The following is an 18,515-nucleotide window of genomic DNA, read 5'->3' as shown; positions in this document are numbered from 1 at the left end:
TATTACATTTGTTCTTCTGTAAATGCCTCATACACCATATCAATATATTCCCAAATATCATCACGCCCGCTTTTGCTGACTGCCGAAAAAGGAATGACCGGTGTTCCCTCGATCACACCTAATGCATTCTTGATTTCTTTGATCAGATTTGCTTTCTGGGATCTTTTTACTTTATCTTCTTTTGTTGCGATAATGATTGGATTAAATCCATAGTTGATACACCAGTCATACATCTGTTTGTCATTTTTATTTGGCTTGTGACGGATATCTACCAATAGAAAAACCAAGCGGAGTACTTTTGAGTTTTCCAGATAGCCATCTATCATCTTTCCCCATTTTTTTACCATTTCCGGCGATACTTTTGCATAGCCATATCCCGGCAGATCCACAAAATAAAGCTGTTCATTAATATTATAAAAATTGATCGTCTGTGTCTTGCCCGGCTGTTGTGATGTTCTTGCATAGGACTTTCTGTTCATTAATGCATTGATCAAAGAAGACTTTCCTACATTCGATCTTCCTGCAAAAGCAACTTCTAACATTTTGTTGTCCGGTATCTTGCTGGTAATACCGCACACTGTCTCTAAATTTACGCTTGTTACCTGCATTCTGTTCTCTCCTTTTCCTGATAAACCTAAAAAGAGGGAGCTGATTGCTCCCTCTTTTATTGAATAGGATAATATTCATACTGTAGCGGGATATCAGCAGAAAATTGCACTATATGACTGATACACTTTTATGCAATCTCATCTTTCTTATCTGATTCTTTCTTTCCCTTTTTCTTTGGAAGCATCTTGACTTCATCATCCTGTGTGATCAGTTTTGGCTGTTCCTCTCCATCCACAGATTCTTTTGTAATAATGCACTCCTTTACATTATCATCCGATGGCACCTCAAACATTGCATCCATCATAACAGATTCCATGATCGCACGAAGTCCACGTGCCCCGGTTTTACGTTCAAAAGACTTTTTAGCAACTTCTTTGATCGCATCTTCTTCAAATGTCAGTTTAACATCATCCATTTCAAAAAGTTTTTCATACTGCTTTGTGATCGCATTCTTTGGTTCTACTAAGATCTTACGCAAAGCTTCTTCGTCCAAAAGATCGAGTGATACTGTAACCGGTACTCGTCCGATCAACTCCGGAATCAGTCCAAACTTCACAAGATCTTCCGGAAGAACCTGTTTGAAAAGCTCTCCTACATTATCATCAACATGCTCAGAAAGTTCTGCATTAAAACCGATTGATTTCTTACCGATTCGTGTGCTGATGATATTATCCAGACCATCAAATGCACCGCCGCAGATAAACAAGATATTCGTCGTATCCAACTGGAAAAATTCCTGATGCGGATGCTTTCTGCCACCCTGTGGCGGAACGCTTGCAACCGTACCTTCTAAAATCTTTAACAATGCCTGCTGTACGCCTTCACCGGATACATCACGCGTGATAGAAACATTTTCCCCTTTACGTGTGATCTTATCGATCTCATCAATATAAATAATACCATGCTCGGCACGCTGCATATCATAATCTGCTGCCTGAATGATCTTTAACAGAATATTTTCAACATCTTCACCTACATATCCGGCTTCTGTCAATGCGGTAGCATCTGCGATCGCAAATGGGACATTTAAAATCTTTGCTAATGTCTGTGCTAAGAAAGTCTTTCCGGAACCGGTTGGTCCAAGCATGATAATATTACTCTTTTGTAACTCTACATCCATACTTTTTTGTGACATAACTCGCTTATAATGATTATAAACGGCTACGGACAGCACTTTCTTTGCTTCATCCTGTCCGATCACATATTCATCCAGGAATTCTTTGATCTCACGAGGCTTTAAAAGATTGATATCAGAATCAACATCAAAGTCACTCTCATTTGTACCAAACTCTTCTTCTAAAATTTCTGAGCATAATTCGATACATTGGTCACAAATATATACCCCCTGACCGGCAATCAGCTTGTGAACCTGATTCTGTGTCTTTCCGCAAAAAGAACACTTCAGAGTGGTTTCTTCTTTTTTCCCTGCCATTCTTACCTCCGTATAGAAACTATTTTCTATTTGTTACAATTTCATCGATCAGACCATATTCTTTTGCTTCCTGTGCTGTCATATAGTTATCGCGCTCTGTATCTGCTGCGATAACATCTAATGGCTTTCCTGTGTTTTCTGCAAGAATACGGTTTAACTGATCTCTTGTTTTTAAAATCTGCTCTGCTACAATACGGATCTCGGTTTCCTGTCCCTTTGCTCCGCCTGATGGCTGATGGATCATGATCTCAGCATTTGGAAGTGCAAGACGTTTTCCTTTCGCACCGCCTGCTAACAGAAATGCCCCCATACTGGCTGCCATTCCCATACAGATTGTAGAAACATCACATTTTACATAATTCATTGTGTCATAAATTGCAAAACCGGCACTGACACTTCCTCCCGGACTGTTAATATATAAATGAATATCCTTTGTAGGATCCTGAGATTCCAAAAATAATAACTGTGATACAATCAAACTGGCTATATCATCATTTACTTCATTTGAAAGCATGATAATTCTATCCTGTAATAATCTGGAATAAATATCATACGAACGTTCTCCACCACTTGTTTTTTCGATAACATATGGAATACTATATGCCATATCCGACACCCCTTTCAAATTAAATTCAATAAAAACGCCAATCATAAATCGAACTTCCGACACTTATGACTGGCGCACTACTTACAAATTATTTTTCGACTGCTGCGTCAACAACAAATTCAACTGCCTTTTGTACAGCCATATCTAAAGCAATCTGCTTCTTTTCTTCTTCGCCAACAAGCTCTTTTAACTTATCAGCTTCCATCTGGTACATCTTAGCCATGTTCTCGATCTCTTTCTCGATATCTTCTTGCGTTGCTTCAATCTTTTCAGCTTCCACAACAGCTTCTAATACAAGACGGCTCTGGATACGTTTTAAAGCCTGTGGCTTTAATTCTTCCTGCATCTTCTGTGGAGTAAGACCTGTAAACTGCATATACTGCTCTAAAGAAAGACCCTGTGACTGAAGACGCTGTGCAAATTCCTGTGTCATCTGACGTGTCTGTGCATCTACCATCTGCTCAGGAATTTCCATTGTTGCGTTCTCGATAATCTTTTCGATGACCGCATCTTCTTTTTCTCTCTTGATATCATCTTCTTTTGTCTTAACTAATTTTGACTTTACTTCTTCTTTGTATGCATCTAATGTATCGCACTCTGATACATCCTGTGCAAAGTCATCATCTAACTCAGGAAGCTCTTTTACTTTGATCTCTTTAATCTTTACTTTGAATAATGCAGGCTTACCCTGAAGTTCTTCTGCCTGATACTGCTCTGGGAATGTCACATTAACTTCTACATCATCGCCAATGTTCTTTCCGACTAACTGATCTTCAAAGTTATCAATGAAAGAATGAGAACCTAATACTAATGTGTAGTCCTCAGCTTTTCCGCCTTCAAACTGCTCACCGTCTACATAACCGTCAAAGTCGATCACAACAGTATCTCCGTCCTGTGTCGCTCTGTCATCAATTGTGATCATGCGGGCATTTGACTCTCTTACTCTGTCGATCTCAGCACTGATCTCATCTTCTGAAACTTCTGCTTCTTTCTTTTCTACTTCAATCCCTTTATAGTCACCAAGTGTAACATCCGGCTTAATTGCAACTGTTGCTGTGAAAATGAAAGGCTTTCCTTTTTCAGCCTGCTCTACAGCGATCTCCGGCTGAGCTACGATCTCTAATTCACTTTCCTTTGCTGCTGATTCATAAGCATCAGGGATAATGATGTTTGCTGCATCTTCTACGAAGATTCCCGCACCATACATTTTCTCGATCATGGCACGAGGAGCTTTACCCTTACGGAATCCCGGCAAGTTGATCTTATTCTTACTCTTCTGATATGCTTTGTTGAGTGCTGCTTCAAATTCATCCGCAGCTACTTCAATTGTAAGCTTAGCCATACTCTTTTCTAAGTTTTCTACCTGTACACTCATTCTTATATTTCCTCCTTAATATCTCCACGGGACTTGCCCGTAACTAACAAAATAAACATAGCATCTTCGATGCATGAAGCTGCTTCGCAACTTCCGTTTTAAAACACAGACTCGAAAAACAAAACATTGTTTTTCTCGTTAAGCTATCACACCTTCGGCGTTGCATCTTCGATGCATGAAGCTGCTTCGCAACTTCCGATAGCTTATAATATAGCATGATATACACTATAAAAGCAAGGGATTTTTGGAAAAATTGTCGCTACTTTTCTACAACATGTCCCTTTTCTTCTAAGACTTTGATCACCTCATCCACATATCGGTTGCAAAGCTCTTCGGTATCGGCTTCTACCATAACTCGGATCACAGGTTCGGTTCCGCTCTCACGAAGCAAGATACGCCCGTTATCCCCAAGTGCTTCTTCAACTTTCTTTGTCGCAGCGATCACGTCTGCATCATTTCTTGCGGCCGGCTTATCTGCCACACGTACATTTTTTAATACCTGCGGATATGCCTTTAAATCTTTTCTAAGTTCTGAAAGCTTTGCTTTCTTTTCAAGCATTACTTCCATTAACATTAATGAAGTAAGAACACCATCTCCGGTGACTGCATATTTACTGAAAATAATATGACCGGATTGTTCACCGCCAAGAGAATACCCATGCTCTGTCATATTTGCATTAACATATTTATCACCGACTGCTGTCTTTTCATATTTGATATTCTGTCGATCTAATGCTTTATATAAACCAAGGTTGGACATGATCGTTGTAACAATTGTATTTTCATTTAACTCGCCCTTTTCTTTCAGATAGCAGCCGCACAAATACAGAATCGCATCACCATCTATCACTTCACCCTTATCATCTACAGCCAGACAACGATCAGCATCGCCATCATAAGCAAAACCGACATCCAGATTATTTTCTCTGACATATTTTTGAAGATTTTCAATATGTGTCGAACCGCAATCACGATTGATATTCGTTCCATCCGGATTCATTCCGATCGCAAAGGTTGTCGCACCTAATGCATCAAATACACCTTTTGCTACCGAATAAGAAGAACCGTTCGCACAATCTAAACCCACTTTTACATTCTTAAACGATCTGGTTGCCAATGACATCAGATAACCGATATATCTGTGTCGACCTACTGCATAATCTACCGTACAGCCGATTGCATCCTTTGTTGCAAACGGAATCGTATCCTCCTTACTGTCAATATATGCCTCTATCTTTTCTTCAATCTCTGCTTCTAGCTTATGTCCTTTTCCGTTAATGACTTTCAAGCCATTATCATAATAAGGATTGTGGCTTGCCGAGATCATGATTCCACAGTCAAACTGCTCTGTACGCACCACATAAGATACACTTGGTGTTGGTGTAACATGAAGCAGATACACATCTGCACCGCTTGCTGTCAATCCTGACGATAAAGCGTCTTCAAACATATAGCTGGAACGTCTGGTATCTTTACCGATCACGATTTTTGCCTTATGCTCCTGTCCATAGTACCATCCTAAAAAACGTCCTACTTTATATGCATGTACTACATTCAGATCTACATTTGCTTCACCACGGAAGCCATCTGTTCCAAAATATTTCATTACTGTTCCCCCCTGTAATTTATTTTCCGAAATCCGTTTTTGATTCCTTTTATTCTTTCTACTAAAAAAGCAACAATTTATTGTATCATATTCTTTATACGAAAGCAAATTTTCCTCTTTTATCAGTTCTATCCTTTTTTTTGTTAATTTTTAAATTAAAAATTTTCCTCTTGCATATTCTATGCTGCCTTATGTGCTTTCAACACATACCACATATAACATGGCATATTATATTATTTCAACCTGTTTATTGTGGTACATTTTCTTTCGATACTTGCTAAAATTTCTATAAAACATTAAATACAGTCAACACAAAAGAGGAATGATCCATGAATAAAAAATATCAATTAACCTGCAAGGAGTTTGGTCTCCGCCTCGCTAAGATCCGGGAAAGCCGTAGTGTCAGTGCCCGTCAGATGAGCCTTGATATCGGTCAGAACAAAAATTATATCAATTCTATCGAATCAGGAAAAAATTATCCAAGCATGGTACATTTTTTTGATATTTGTGAATATCTGCATATTACACCACAGGCTTTCTTTGATACAGGGAATGAACAAACATTTTCTGTAACAACAGAAGATTTTTTGCATGCTATTTCCCATCTGTCACCCCAGAAGTACCATCACCTTTATCTGCTGGCATGCGATCTTTGTGAAGAAGATTCTGAATGAACATTCCGTTGTTAATATTCACCAAAATGGCAATTCTTCTTCCGGTTTGATATCACATCAAAAGAATAACCGTTCTGTTTCAGCTCCGTAATGATCACCGGCAATGCCAGCATAGTTGCCTTACAACTTGCTGCATCATGCAATAAAATAACCGGATCATCATACTTTTTATAGTCTTTTCGAAACTGGCACAAAATACTTTCTACCGACGGACATCCGACACAATCTTCCCCGCTTACATTCCAGTCGACATATCCGATCCCCTCTCCTTCCATTCTTGCAATCAGGTTTTTCTTAAATCCCTGTACATATGCATTGGCACTCCCCCATGGAAAACGAAAATATTTCGGAGTATATCCCAGTTTCTTTTTGATCTCTTCTTTAGTCTGCTTTAAATCCCTATAATAACTTTCCTCTGACTGATAAATCTTATCGGCATCGTGCGAATAGGTATGCATTCCTATTTCGTTTCCGTTTTGGATCGCTTTTTTTGTCACCTGTACCAGATCGCCGTCTAACTGTTCCCCGATTACAAAAAAGGTAGCCACTGCATGATTCTTTTCTAAAATCTCCAGATAGTTTTCTGTCAAAACACTGGGACCATCATCAAAAGTAAGATACGCAGTCTTTTTTTCAATCGGTGCTTTCGTCACCTGTGCCATAGTCTTTTGGGGTGTATGCTGTCTGGTCAGCAAAATGCCCAAAAGCATACAGGCAGCCCCCATCCACACAACTGCCATCAGGATAAAAAAAAGATATCTACCTTTTGATCTCATATCGTTTTGCCTCCCTTGTGTACTTTTGCTCCATTCCTGCCACTCTTAATAAAGATATGTCCTTTTTAACAAAATAGAACATTTCTTATATTTTCGTACTTTTTTGCCAAACTGCTTTTGCAAAACTTTCCAAAGCGAAATTTTCGTTTGCACAATAAATAATTTTCGTTGTGAAAACGTCCGTTTTTCCTTGCTTTTTCCTATCATTTCATATATAATTTTAGGCGAATATTGCGTCATTACAGAATGACATCCAGTCAGAATTCACAAAAATATATATTGCCTTATGGGGCGGAATGGAGGATATTTATGAAATTCGGTTATTTCGATGACCCAAATAAGGAGTATGTCATTACAACTCCTAAGACACCACTTCCATGGATCAATTACTTAGGAAGCAGCAACTTCTTTTCTTTGATCTCTAATACCTGTGGTGGATACAGCTTTTACAAGGATGCGAAACTTCTTCGCCTGACACGTTATCGCTACAATAATGTTCCAACAGATGAGGGTGGACGTTATTACTACATAAAAGATGGCGATACCGTATGGAATCCGGGATGGCAGCCTGTAAAGACAGAGCTGGATTCGTATGAATGCCGTCATGGTATGGGTTACAGCCGTTATACATCAGAAAAGAATGGTTTAGAGGCATCGTTACTCGCATTCGTTCCTGTAGATGAAAATTGTGAAGTCAACCAGCTTACTTTTACAAACAAATCAGACAAAGCAAAGGAATTCAGCGTATTTTCATATATTGAATTCTGTCTTTGGAATGCAATGGATGATATGACAAACTTCCAGCGTAATTTAAATATCGGTGAAGTCGAAGTAGTCGGATCTACGATCTACCATAAGACAGAATACCGTGAGCGTCGTAATCATTTCGCTGTATTTTCCGTAAACGCTCCTATCGATGGTTTCGATACAAGCCGTGATGAGTTCCTTGGTGCTTATCGTGGTGTTAATGATCCTCAGGTTGTTGCCGAAGGAAAATCACATAATTCGATCGCAAGCGGCTGGTCTCCGATCGCTTCCCAGCAGATCAACGTAACATTACAGCCGGGTGAATCTAAGAGCTTTATCTATGTATTAGGTTATTGCGAGAATCTGGAAGACGAAAAATTCGTTGCTCCTAATGTGATCAATAAAAAACCTGCTGACGAACTTCTTGCCAAGTTCCAGACAAATGAGCAGGTAGAAGCTTCTCTTGCTGCATTAAAAGCAAACTGGGAAGATCTTCTTTCTAAATTCACAGTACATTCTGATGAAGAAAAGTTAGACCGTATGGTAAATATCTGGAATCAGTATCAGTGTATGGTTACATTTAACATGTCACGTTCTGCTTCATATTATGAATCAGGTATCGGCCGTGGAATGGGCTTTAGAGATTCCTGCCAGGATCTTCTCGGTTTCGTTCATCTGATCCCGGAAAGAGCGCGTCAGAGAATCATTGATATTGCTTCTACCCAGTTTGAAGACGGAAGTGCTTATCATCAGTATCAGCCATTAACAAAGAAAGGTAATGCCGATATCGGTTCCGGCTTTAATGACGATCCGCTCTGGCTAATCGCAGGTACTTCAGCTTACATCCGTGAAACAGGTGATACCAGCATCTTAGAAGAAATGGTTCCGTTTGATAATGACGAAAGCAAAGCTGTTACATTAATGGAACATTTAAAACGTTCTTTTGATTATATCGTAAATCATAAAGGTCCACACAACCTTCCATTGATCGGTCGTGCTGACTGGAATGACTGCTTAAACTTAAACTGCTTCTCAGAGCATCCGGGTGAATCCTTCCAGACATTCGGTCCTAGTGAGGGTCCTGTAGCAGAATCTGTATTTATCGGTGGCATGTTCGTTATGTATGGTAAAGAATATGCAGATCTTTGTGCTTACACAGGCGATCAGGCCGAAGCAGACCGCGCTATGAAGGAAGTAGCAGCTATGAACGATGCCGTATTAGATGGCGGCTGGGATGGTGACTGGTTCGTTCGTGCTTATGATGCACAGAGCAATCCAATCGGATCTAAGAGTTGTGAAGAAGGTCAGATCTATATTGAGCCACAGGGCTTCTGTGTTCTTGCCGGTATCGGTGTAGAAACCGGAGAAGCAAAGAAAGCTTTAGATTCTGTAAAAGAAAAACTCGATACAAAATATGGTATCGTACTTCTTCAGCCACCTTATACCAGATATCATGTTGAACTTGGTGAGATTTCTTCTTATCCACCTGGATATAAAGAGAATGCCGGTATCTTCTGCCACAACAACCCATGGATCTCTTGTGCAGAGACTGTGATCGGTCGTGGTAACCGTGCATTTGAAATCTACAAAAAGACCTGCCCTGCATACATTGAGGATATCAGCGAAATTCATTGCACAGAGCCTTATGTATACTCTCAGATGATCGCAGGTAAAGATGCTCACTTCTTTGGACAGGCTAAAAACAGTTGGCTTACCGGTACTGCTGCATGGACTTTCGTCAATGTATCACAGTACATCTTAGGTGTGGTTCCTACTTTAAACGGTCTTAGCATTAACCCTTGTATCCCTTCCGAAATGGGTACGAAATTCACAATGACACGTAAATACCGTGAAGGTGTTTACAATATCACTGTAGAGAATCTAAACAAAGTGGAAAAAGGTGTTACAAAACTGATCGTAGATGGCAAAGAGCTTACAAACACAACTGTTGTTCCTTATGAAAAGGGCAAAGCAGAATATAACGTAACAGTTGTTATGGGATAAAAATTCTCCTAATAAATCATAAACTTTATTTCATCATAGAGTGGTACTTAAAAAGCAGATCAAAATAGAAATGTTTTGGTCTGCTTTTTCGTATCACATTGTTTCTTTTATTTATTTTATTGTGCATTTCCTCCTTCTGTTATATACTAAGAATAACAATATTTTACATATTTAGCTGATACACAGCAGAATGGAGGGGCTTATGAAAAAGAAATTCTATTCTATTATTGTAACACTTTTAATGTTACTTTTTGTTCCTGTTACGATACAGTCTACCACAGCAAAAGCCAAAACTTTTTCTGGGAAATGCGGTCAAAATGCTTCTTGGAGTTATGACACCAAAAAATACATTTTGACCATTCACGGAAAAGGAACTGTCAATCAGGCAATTGAATTACCCCCGGATGAAGAATATCCGGATACTATTGTCATTCAAAAAGGAATCACCTCCCTAAAATGCACAAAAGATGGGATTTCTCCATTGCTTACCTGCCGTGTAATAGAATGTCCGTCCTCTTTGACCTCTATTTCTTTTGGCGCATTTAATAAAATATCCGTAAGCGAAATTTACCTTTCTAAAAATCTCAAAGGTATTGGTAATGGTGCATTCTTCGGTATTGAAAATTGTGAATCCATCTCTATGCCAAAATCAAATCCTTACTATTGCTGTAAAAATAATATCCTTTTTTCAAAAGATCTAAAAAGGCTGATCTATTATCCAACCGGACTTGAACATAAAAAATATACTATTCCACAAAAAGTCATAAAAATCATGCCTTTAGCTTTTGCACAAAATACAAATCTGAAAGAAATTGTTCTGCCAAAGAATCTTCGATCCATCGGTGGAGGTGCATTCTTTCATTGTACACGTCTTCAGAAAATCAATCTTACTGCAAAAACAAACATAGATGCACTTCCTGATTTTGATGCCTCCAAATATATTGCAAAAAATAATATTATCTTAGACTGTCATGATGAAACACTGATTAAGTATTTGGAATATTCTTCTGATCCACGCAAAAACAGAAGCTGTTATCTTGGAGTCTTTGAAGGAACCTCCATCCAAAAAATCACTATTCCTGATAAAGTAACTTTCCTGCCTTCCAATACATTCCTTCCACTTTCGGCAGAAGATGCGGATGATATCCTAACCAAACCACTGCAGGAAATAACATTGGGAAAATCTTTTACAGGAAGGATCAATACCGGTGGAACTCCTTATAGTAAAAAATCTCTTATGCTGTATGACCTTCCGCTCAAAAAAGTTCACATTGCAAAAGAGAATAAAAAATATATTGTAAAAAACAATATCCTGTACAGTAAAAACAGCAAAACTCTGTATCAGGTTTTAAGAAGTTATAACAAAGATAAGCTGATCATTCCTGCAAAGGTACAACGAATTGCCAAAGGTGCTTTTATGAATTCTCCTTTTTCCTTAGAAACCATTTCTATCAAAGGAAATTTGCAATCCATCGATGCCTTTGCTTTTGCAGATTGTAAAGCATCACGATTAACTGTCAAAAAAAATATTCAGACCATCGGACGGGCTGCTTTCGCTAGTACAAATATCGAAACCTTTCAATGTAAAGGCAAAATTCAAACCATAAAAAAAGACGCATTTGCTGCCTTAAAGAATCAGGATGTTCTATATCCTAAAAGTGTGCAAAACTACATAAAAAAATCATACTAAAGGATTCTGCTATATAATTCATATCTCATAAATAATATATAGCATATTTTTATCTTTTTCATAACATTATCATTATCTACAATTTATGGTATAATTCAGCAAACTATTAAATATTAATTTATTACTTCACTGAATGGAGGAGCCTATGAAAAAATATTATTTTCTGATGATTACATTATTGATTATTTTTCTGCCTGCAAGTACAGCTCATGCAAAAACATTATCCGGGAAATGCGGTAAGCAGGCACGATGGGTATATAATACCAAAACAAAAAATCTTACCATAAAAGGAAAAGGGTGCATTGATAAAAAGATCATAATAAAAGATCCTGCTTCCAAAAGAACCTCCTTTGAGACAAATGTCATTAAAATCCATAAGGGTATTACCGACATAAACTCCAATCAGCCTTTTTCTAAAGTTGTCTGCCGTGACAGTGTCTGGCTTCCTAAAACCATAAAAAAGCTTCGCACGGGCTCACTATGTTTTGCAAGCTCCTATCTTAGCGCAGTCATTCTTCCCAAAAACATAAAAAAGATTGAGACGGGAGCCTTCTTTTCACCTGATGGTTTTTCCAGAGTTTATCTGGATTCCAAAAATAAATATTACTGCGTCAAGGAACATGTTTTATACACAAAAAATAAAAAAGAGCTTGTTTATTATCCAAGCAGCAAACAAAACACAACCTTTCGGATCCCCAAAAGTGTTACCATCATTCGACCTCTTGCTTTTGCCGGAAATCTCTCCTTAAAAAAAGTCATTCTACCTAAAAAGATAAAAAAAATCGGCGGTGGTGCTTTCTTTTATTGCAAAAACCTGTCTTACATTAATCTGAAAAGTGATACGAAAATCAAATCACTGCCAGACTATGATGCAACTAAAAATGATCTTTTGCACTCTTACGATGATTCTGCAGAAGATGTTTCTAAAACCACTTCCAAAAAAGAATCCCATTATTATCATTATGGTGTTTTTGAATACACAGCATTAAAATCAATTGTTATACCGGACAGTATTACTACTCTTCCACCAGACACATTTAATATGAATCAGACTTATGCCAAACATCCCAATGATGGTCCCGGCATTCCGGAAGATGGAGTTCAGATTCCTGCTCCTATTCAAAGTATTACAATTGGAAAAAATTTCACAGGTGAGATCAATAGCGATGACCTTTCTTATTCTTCCAATTCCCTGGTGCTTTATCCTATTCTCATCAAAAAAATCATTGTAAACAAAGCTAATCCGAAATACTGCTCCACAGATAACACGCTTTTTAGCAAAGATATGACAACACTTTATCAAATAGCAGCAGATAATCAGACCTGCGACTATATTGTTCCACAAAATGTCAAACGGATTGCGCATGGTGCTTTTATGAGGCACACCCTTACGACACAGGAATATTTTAATGTAACGATCAACCATGATATGGAGTCTATTGGTGATGCTGCGTTTTATAAATCTGATATAGGCTCAATTACAATAAATAGTCATATAAAACGAATCGGTAAATATGCTTTTAGTCAAACGCAATTATATGAGTTCATTTGTAATGGTACCATCGATTCCCTTGAATCCCATGCACTTCCCTATAAAAAAATTCTAACAAAACTGGTTCTTCCCGATTCTTTCCGGCTTGATCCTTCTGTTTTTAGTTAATAATAATACCCCCCTCCTGCAAAGCAAATCCATCTTCAATCCTTTTGCTTTGCAGGAGGGGGCTTTTCTTCTTTCTTACTCTGCATCTTTTGCATAGATCTTATCTTTTTCAACAACCGTTCCAATGCCATTCGTCACATCTACAATGCTGACAGAACAGTTTGGTGGCACACATCCGCGCCAGATGTCTTCCTTATCTTCATAAAAATGACTCAAAAGGCATCGTGAAGCTGCTCCATGTGTCGATACTAATATATTGAGTTTATCATAACTTCCATCTTTCACCAATGATTCAAAGAAAGCTCCGGTTCTTTTGACCACATCGGGGAAGGTTTCTCCATGTGGCGGTCTGATACAATGCATCGGATCATGATAGAATTTGTCGATAAATTCCTGTGGCACTACTTTACTGTCACGGATCGATTCTCCTTCCCAGTCACCAAAGGACATTTCCTGAATCCTCTCGTCAGTAATGATCGGAACGGCACGATTTGCAAGAACAAGCTGTGCTGTCTGCTTTGCCCGAAGCAGTGGACTGCTGATTGCTATGTCAATCGGAACATCCTGCATACCTTTTCCGGTCAGTGCAGCTAACCGGATTCCTTCCTGATCTAACATAATATCTCTTTGTCCCTGCATTCTTTTTTCTTTATTCCATTCAGTTTCTCCATGACGGATAATATATAATCTCATGTGTATCCTCTTTTCTGTCAAGTCAATTCCTATGATTCATTTAACAATTTTTACGAAATATTTTTCTAACAGTCTGATTATAATATCTGTTTTTCTTCATTCAGCTACTACTAACTATGGTTAGGAAGTGAATCCTTTCTTTGATAGATCGTAAAATAATATTCCAGATCGTAATACGTCTGTTCATCGGAATCATGTGTCATAACCCAGTCATCGTCTTCATCCAGATTCGGAAAGAACACATCTGCTTCATAACGATAATCTACTTTTGTAACATATGCTTTCTTACAATATGGCAAAAAATCACGGTAGACTTTCTCACCACCGATAATAAAGATATCTTCATCGTTATATTCTTTCAAACGCTCTAATGCTTCTTCCTTGCTATGCACGATAATCGCATCACCAAAGGTATAATCTTTTTGGTGTGTCAAAACAATATTGGTACGGCCTTTCAATGTAGTACCGCCGGGCAGTCCTTCCATTGTCTTTCTGCCGCCTAAGACTACTTTTCCTGTCGTATTTTCCTTAAACATCCGTTTGTCACCGGGAATGCTGACTAAAAGTTCCCCCTTGTTGCCAATTCCCCAATGTGCATCCACACAAACGATTAAATTCATCTCTGTTCACCATCCTATCTGCTGTTACCTTGCTATCTCTCTTCTAACTACCCACCAAAAATCTCCATACAAAAAAGCACTTTTTGAACTGTCTTTCTATAAAGGAAATCTCCTTAGGAAAGTTCCTTAGGAAATCTTCTTAGGTAGTCTCCTCAAGCTGTCTTACTTCTTACTCTTCCCAAGGTTCTTTTGTGCGTTCCTTTGGTTCTTCAAAAAGATAGAGGTATTCCCGGTCAATATATGCTTTCATATAAACACCCTCATTTTGATATTCTTCTTCAAGAACCTGTCCATATTTACGAAGAAGATTTGGTTTCTCACCCTCTTCATAAGAAAATACCTTTTCTAACAACACTTTGTTCGCTTTTAAAACATTACTGATGCTTTCTAACATTTCTTCGATTCCCTGTCCGTATTTGGCAGAGATCCGTACTGTCTTATCGGCATGAAGATCTTTTAAACTTTCGGATGCTTCATAACGATCGATCTTATTAAATGCCGTCACGATCGGCTTATCGCCGACTTCTAACCGGTTTAATGTATCATAGACCGTATGCATCTGTGCATCCATATCAGGATTTGAACAATCCACCACATGCAATATCGCATCCGCATACTTTGCTTCTTCTAATGTCGAACGGAACGCCTGTATCAGATGATGTGGGAGCTTTCTTATAAAACCTACGGTATCCGTAAAGAGCATTTCTTCTCCGTTTTCCAGTGAAAACTTTCTTGTCGTCGGATCTAATGTAGCAAAAAGCTTATCTTCCGAAAGGACACCTGCACCGGTCAGATGGTTGAGTAACGTAGACTTCCCGGCATTGGTATATCCTACGATCGCTACGACCGGAATCGGATTTTCCTGTCTTTTCTTTCTGGTAACTTCACGATTCTTTTGTACCTGTGCCAGCTCTTTTCGTACAAACGTGATCCGTTCACGGATCAATCGACGATCCATCTCTAATTTCTGCTCACCGGGGCCTCTGGTTCCGATACCACCGCCAAGTCTTGAAAGTTCGGATCTGCCTCCGACTAAGTGGGAAGCACGATAACGAAGCTGTGCTAATTCTACCTGAAGTTTACCTTCACTGGTTGACGCTCTTTTTGCAAAGATATCCAGGATCATAACGGTTCGATCAATGACTTTGACACCGATCTCTTCCTGTAAGTTGTTATATTGTGCCGGTGTCAGTTCATCGTCACAGACAACACAGTCTGCATCATATTTTTCAACTAACTCTTTTACTTCCTGTATCTTTCCTTTTCCAATATAAGTTGCTGAATGGACCTTTTCGCGGTTCTGGATCACTTTTGCTAATGTGACAGCTCCGGCAGTCTGTCCGAGTTCTTCTAATTCATCCAGTGACTGTTCTGTATCATCATTTTCTGCCGTCGCAACACCGACTAAGATGATCTTTTCTTCCTGCTCGGCTGTATCATGCATCATATCGCCCATAGGATCCCTCCTTTTTTATTTTAAGGTAATAAAACGAAGTTCTTTTTGCATTCCGGTATCGTTCGGATACAGCTTCATATATTCTTTGGCTGCTTTTTTGGCTTCTGTTCTCTTCTTTTGACGCTCATATAAAAGCACCTGATTCTTCTTTAACATCTGGCTGGCATCGGTACTTCCATAAGAAACCCCCTTATCCAATGCCTGCTGTGCTTTCTCATATTCTCCCTGTTCCACATAAACAGATGCTAACCGGTTATAGACATCAACTGTAAGATCCTGTTTTTTTTCTTTGATATACTTTTCAAATGTCTTTACCGCTTTATCATATTCTTTTGCTTCTTTTTGCAAAATACCAAGATAATACAGGCTTTCCTTGCAATTTGCATCATAAGACATACTATAATATTCCTGTGCCTTTTTTGAATTTCCTTCATAATAATAAGCACGTCCGATCACAAGCAGATTTTCTGCCTTTTTAGATGAAATGCCAATCAGACCATCCAGCACTTCTTTTGCTGCATCGGTCTGGCCTTTTTCTTCATAGACAGAGTACAATGCAAAAGAAACCTCATATGCTGTCTTATCTGCCTCTAATGCTTCCTGATACACTTCTATCGCCTGATCATAATCTTTTGTGCTAAGATAGACATTTGCCAGTCCCATATATGCATCCGTATCTTTTTTATCTGACTGAATGATCTTCTTATAATCTGCTTCGGCTTTTTTCGTATCATTCAGATAGTTTGCAGCTAATGCCTGCGTATATAAAATGTCATTATTCATATCATCAAAATATGTGATCTCTAATGCTTTATCGCAATATTCCACGACACTCTTATAATTTCCAAGACCATACTCGGCAACAGCAATCCCATAATAAAGCTGCTTGTTGTTCTCTTTTGAAATCTTATTGTCTGTATCCTGTACAACCTTTGTCAATGTTTTCTTCGCTTCTTTGAAACGTCCCAGATGATTTAAGGACATTCCATATCCAATATAATAATCCATCTGTTCATCATTGGCTTTGATCGCCTTTTCAAAATAAGGAAGTGCCTTTTCGTATTTGCCGGCACTGGCAAGATCCATCGCATCCTGATAAGCACTGTCTGCCTTTCCACAGCCGGTTAAAGCAAGTACCAGTCCGAATGCTAATACTGCTTTTTTTATCGTTCCTTTTTCTATGTTATTTCTTTTCATTGTTACCCTCGTTTCCATGATTTGCTAAAATACACACTCCAAATAATCATATCATATTTCCGAACAAAAAAAAAGCTGTTACACAACGATCCTTCCGTTCTCCGACAGCAATGCATTCTCGCCTGCACTTACCTGTCAAAAAGATTCATCCGTCTCTCTTTGTCTAACAGCTTTCCTGTTTTTTTACATTTTATGAAGCCTTAACAAAATCACTTAACCGGGACATTTTTTCTCTCCAGCCATCCCATTACAGCCAGATCAATTTTTCCGAATGATCCTGTCAGCCTTATTTATTCTGAATGGCATCCACTAAGGCTCTTCTTTCTGTCGGTGTAAATGTACTTGGATCTAACAGCTCATCAACAAACTCATTAACATCTCCATCATCCCAGAAACGCATTTCCTGTGCAAGTTCCTGACAACGATATTCTTTTTTGCTGATCAGGATACGATAGCAATAATATCTTCCGTCTCTATACTGCTCTAAGTAACCTTTTAATACAAGTTTTCCCAAGAAAGTAGAAACCGTCTGTGATTTCCATTCTTTCCCATATCGTCCGTTTGCTTCTGCCAGTATATGTGCCAGTCTTGTGCCGTCTCCAAGATTCCAGACACATTTCATTGTAATTTTTTCGCTTTCTGTTAAACCTTTTACTTTCATCTTTAAATCCTCCAATCATTTGTTCTTTTTCTATTTTTATACCTTCCATAGAATGCACATATCGTCTATAAATCATAGCAAAACAAATTGGATTTTTCAATGTGATTCACAGAATTTTAACAACTATATTGAATAATTATCACCTGCGCTACACTGCCATTCCACAAGATCTGCCAACGTAACATTATCAACTACACTCTTAATCGCATCGTTGAGTCGGGTCCATAGGATTAAGGTAGCACAACTTGACTGTCTTTCGCAATCATTTTCCTCATAGTCCAGACAAGATACAGGAGCAAGGCTTCCTTCTGTTAAACGAAGAATCATGCCAACAGTGTATTCTTTCGGTTTTTTTACCAAAAGGTATCCCCCCTGCGGTCCACGAATACTACGCACATAACCTGCCTTATGCAGAACCGATATGATCTGCTCTAAATATTTGTCTGAAATCCCCTGTCTCGATGATATATCCTTGATCCTTACCGGACCGGCTTCATTATGCATTGCAATATCGATCATCAGACGCAAAGCATATCTTCCTTTCGTTGAAATCTTCATATAAATCTCTCCATTTCCTATTTCTTTTCTCAATCTCTATAATATTAGTATGAAATATATGATAACTGTTTTTATCTATATTGTCAACTAAGAAAAGCCAATGCATATATCTCCGATCAACCATCTGTAAAATGCAAAAAATAAAAAAAT

Annotated in this window: 16 protein-coding genes; 4 read left to right on the top strand and 12 right to left on the bottom strand. The window is 38.4% G+C overall.

Going from position 1 to position 18,515, the window contains the following annotated elements:
* Positions 1-2: 2 nt before the first annotated feature.
* From yihA to glmM, 5 genes are all read right to left on the bottom strand, one after another.
* Positions 3-608, bottom strand: coding sequence for a ribosome biogenesis GTP-binding protein YihA/YsxC (yihA, locus tag H8700_RS06045; protein WP_249304304.1), 606 nt, complete (start codon positions 606-608; stop codon positions 3-5).
* 128 nt (positions 609-736) lie between these two features.
* Entirely contained in the window at positions 737-2,041 is a 1,305-nt protein-coding gene (gene clpX, locus H8700_RS06040; RefSeq protein ID WP_249304302.1) for an ATP-dependent Clp protease ATP-binding subunit ClpX, read from the bottom strand.
* A 19-nt stretch (positions 2,042-2,060) separates the two neighbouring features.
* Positions 2,061-2,648: an ATP-dependent Clp endopeptidase proteolytic subunit ClpP gene (gene clpP / locus H8700_RS06035; RefSeq protein ID WP_249304758.1), complete on the bottom strand. Its 588-nt coding sequence runs from the start codon at positions 2,646-2,648 to the stop codon at positions 2,061-2,063.
* 88 nt (positions 2,649-2,736) lie between these two features.
* Positions 2,737-4,023 (bottom strand): trigger factor, encoded by a 1,287-nt coding sequence (gene tig, locus H8700_RS06030; RefSeq protein ID WP_022142562.1) that lies wholly within the window; start codon positions 4,021-4,023, stop codon positions 2,737-2,739.
* A 259-nt stretch (positions 4,024-4,282) separates the two neighbouring features.
* Complete coding sequence (gene glmM / locus H8700_RS06025) at positions 4,283-5,629, bottom strand: phosphoglucosamine mutase (protein WP_249304300.1); 1,347 nt, start codon at positions 5,627-5,629, stop codon at positions 4,283-4,285.
* Between the two features lie 329 nt (positions 5,630-5,958).
* Between glmM and H8700_RS06020 the strand changes: the two genes are divergently transcribed.
* Positions 5,959-6,303: a helix-turn-helix domain-containing protein gene (locus tag H8700_RS06020; RefSeq protein WP_022142560.1), complete on the top strand. Its 345-nt coding sequence runs from the start codon at positions 5,959-5,961 to the stop codon at positions 6,301-6,303.
* 11 nt (positions 6,304-6,314) lie between these two features.
* Here the strand turns inward: H8700_RS06020 and H8700_RS06015 are convergent, their stop codons facing one another.
* Positions 6,315-7,079: a polysaccharide deacetylase family protein gene (locus H8700_RS06015; RefSeq protein WP_249304298.1), complete on the bottom strand. Its 765-nt coding sequence runs from the start codon at positions 7,077-7,079 to the stop codon at positions 6,315-6,317.
* A gap of 309 nt (positions 7,080-7,388) precedes the next feature.
* On the opposite strand from H8700_RS06015, the gene H8700_RS06010 reads away from it, so the two are divergent.
* The 3 genes from H8700_RS06010 to H8700_RS06000 all read left to right on the top strand — a co-directional run bounded on the left by H8700_RS06010 (position 7,389) and on the right by H8700_RS06000 (position 13,180).
* Positions 7,389-9,830, top strand: coding sequence for a glycoside hydrolase family 94 protein (locus H8700_RS06010; protein ID WP_249304296.1), 2,442 nt, complete (start codon positions 7,389-7,391; stop codon positions 9,828-9,830).
* Positions 9,831-10,032: 202 nt separating this feature from the next.
* Positions 10,033-11,520, top strand: coding sequence for a leucine-rich repeat domain-containing protein (locus H8700_RS06005; RefSeq protein ID WP_249304293.1), 1,488 nt, complete (start codon positions 10,033-10,035; stop codon positions 11,518-11,520).
* A 145-nt stretch (positions 11,521-11,665) separates the two neighbouring features.
* Complete coding sequence (locus H8700_RS06000; protein WP_249304291.1) at positions 11,666-13,180, top strand: leucine-rich repeat domain-containing protein; 1,515 nt, start codon at positions 11,666-11,668, stop codon at positions 13,178-13,180.
* 75 nt (positions 13,181-13,255) lie between these two features.
* On the opposite strand, the gene H8700_RS05995 is transcribed toward H8700_RS06000, so the two are convergent.
* The 6 genes from H8700_RS05995 to H8700_RS05970 all read right to left on the bottom strand — a co-directional run bounded on the left by H8700_RS05995 (position 13,256) and on the right by H8700_RS05970 (position 18,365).
* On the bottom strand, positions 13,256-13,873 hold the full coding sequence (locus H8700_RS05995; protein ID WP_249304289.1) for a histidine phosphatase family protein: 618 nt from the start codon (positions 13,871-13,873) through the stop codon (positions 13,256-13,258).
* Positions 13,874-13,983: 110 nt separating this feature from the next.
* The gene (locus tag H8700_RS05990; protein ID WP_249304287.1) at positions 13,984-14,493 is read right to left on the bottom strand and encodes a dihydrofolate reductase; all 510 of its coding nucleotides are present in this window, start codon (positions 14,491-14,493) and stop codon (positions 13,984-13,986) included.
* Positions 14,494-14,662: 169 nt separating this feature from the next.
* Complete coding sequence (gene hflX / locus H8700_RS05985; RefSeq protein WP_249304285.1) at positions 14,663-15,949, bottom strand: GTPase HflX; 1,287 nt, start codon at positions 15,947-15,949, stop codon at positions 14,663-14,665.
* A 15-nt stretch (positions 15,950-15,964) separates the two neighbouring features.
* Positions 15,965-17,146, bottom strand: coding sequence for a tetratricopeptide repeat protein (locus H8700_RS05980; protein WP_249304283.1), 1,182 nt, complete (start codon positions 17,144-17,146; stop codon positions 15,965-15,967).
* Between the two features lie 286 nt (positions 17,147-17,432).
* Positions 17,433-17,807 (bottom strand): BlaI/MecI/CopY family transcriptional regulator, encoded by a 375-nt coding sequence (locus H8700_RS05975; RefSeq protein ID WP_022142552.1) that lies wholly within the window; start codon positions 17,805-17,807, stop codon positions 17,433-17,435.
* 123 nt (positions 17,808-17,930) lie between these two features.
* Positions 17,931-18,365, bottom strand: coding sequence for an RrF2 family transcriptional regulator (locus tag H8700_RS05970; RefSeq protein WP_022142551.1), 435 nt, complete (start codon positions 18,363-18,365; stop codon positions 17,931-17,933).
* Positions 18,366-18,515 lie beyond the last annotated feature (150 nt).

This window comes from Jutongia hominis (assembly GCF_014384965.1).
Classification (GTDB): domain Bacteria; phylum Bacillota; class Clostridia; order Lachnospirales; family Lachnospiraceae; genus Butyribacter; species Butyribacter hominis.
Note: the sequence above shows the minus strand (reverse complement) of the source record. Positions and strands in the feature narration are given on the sequence as shown.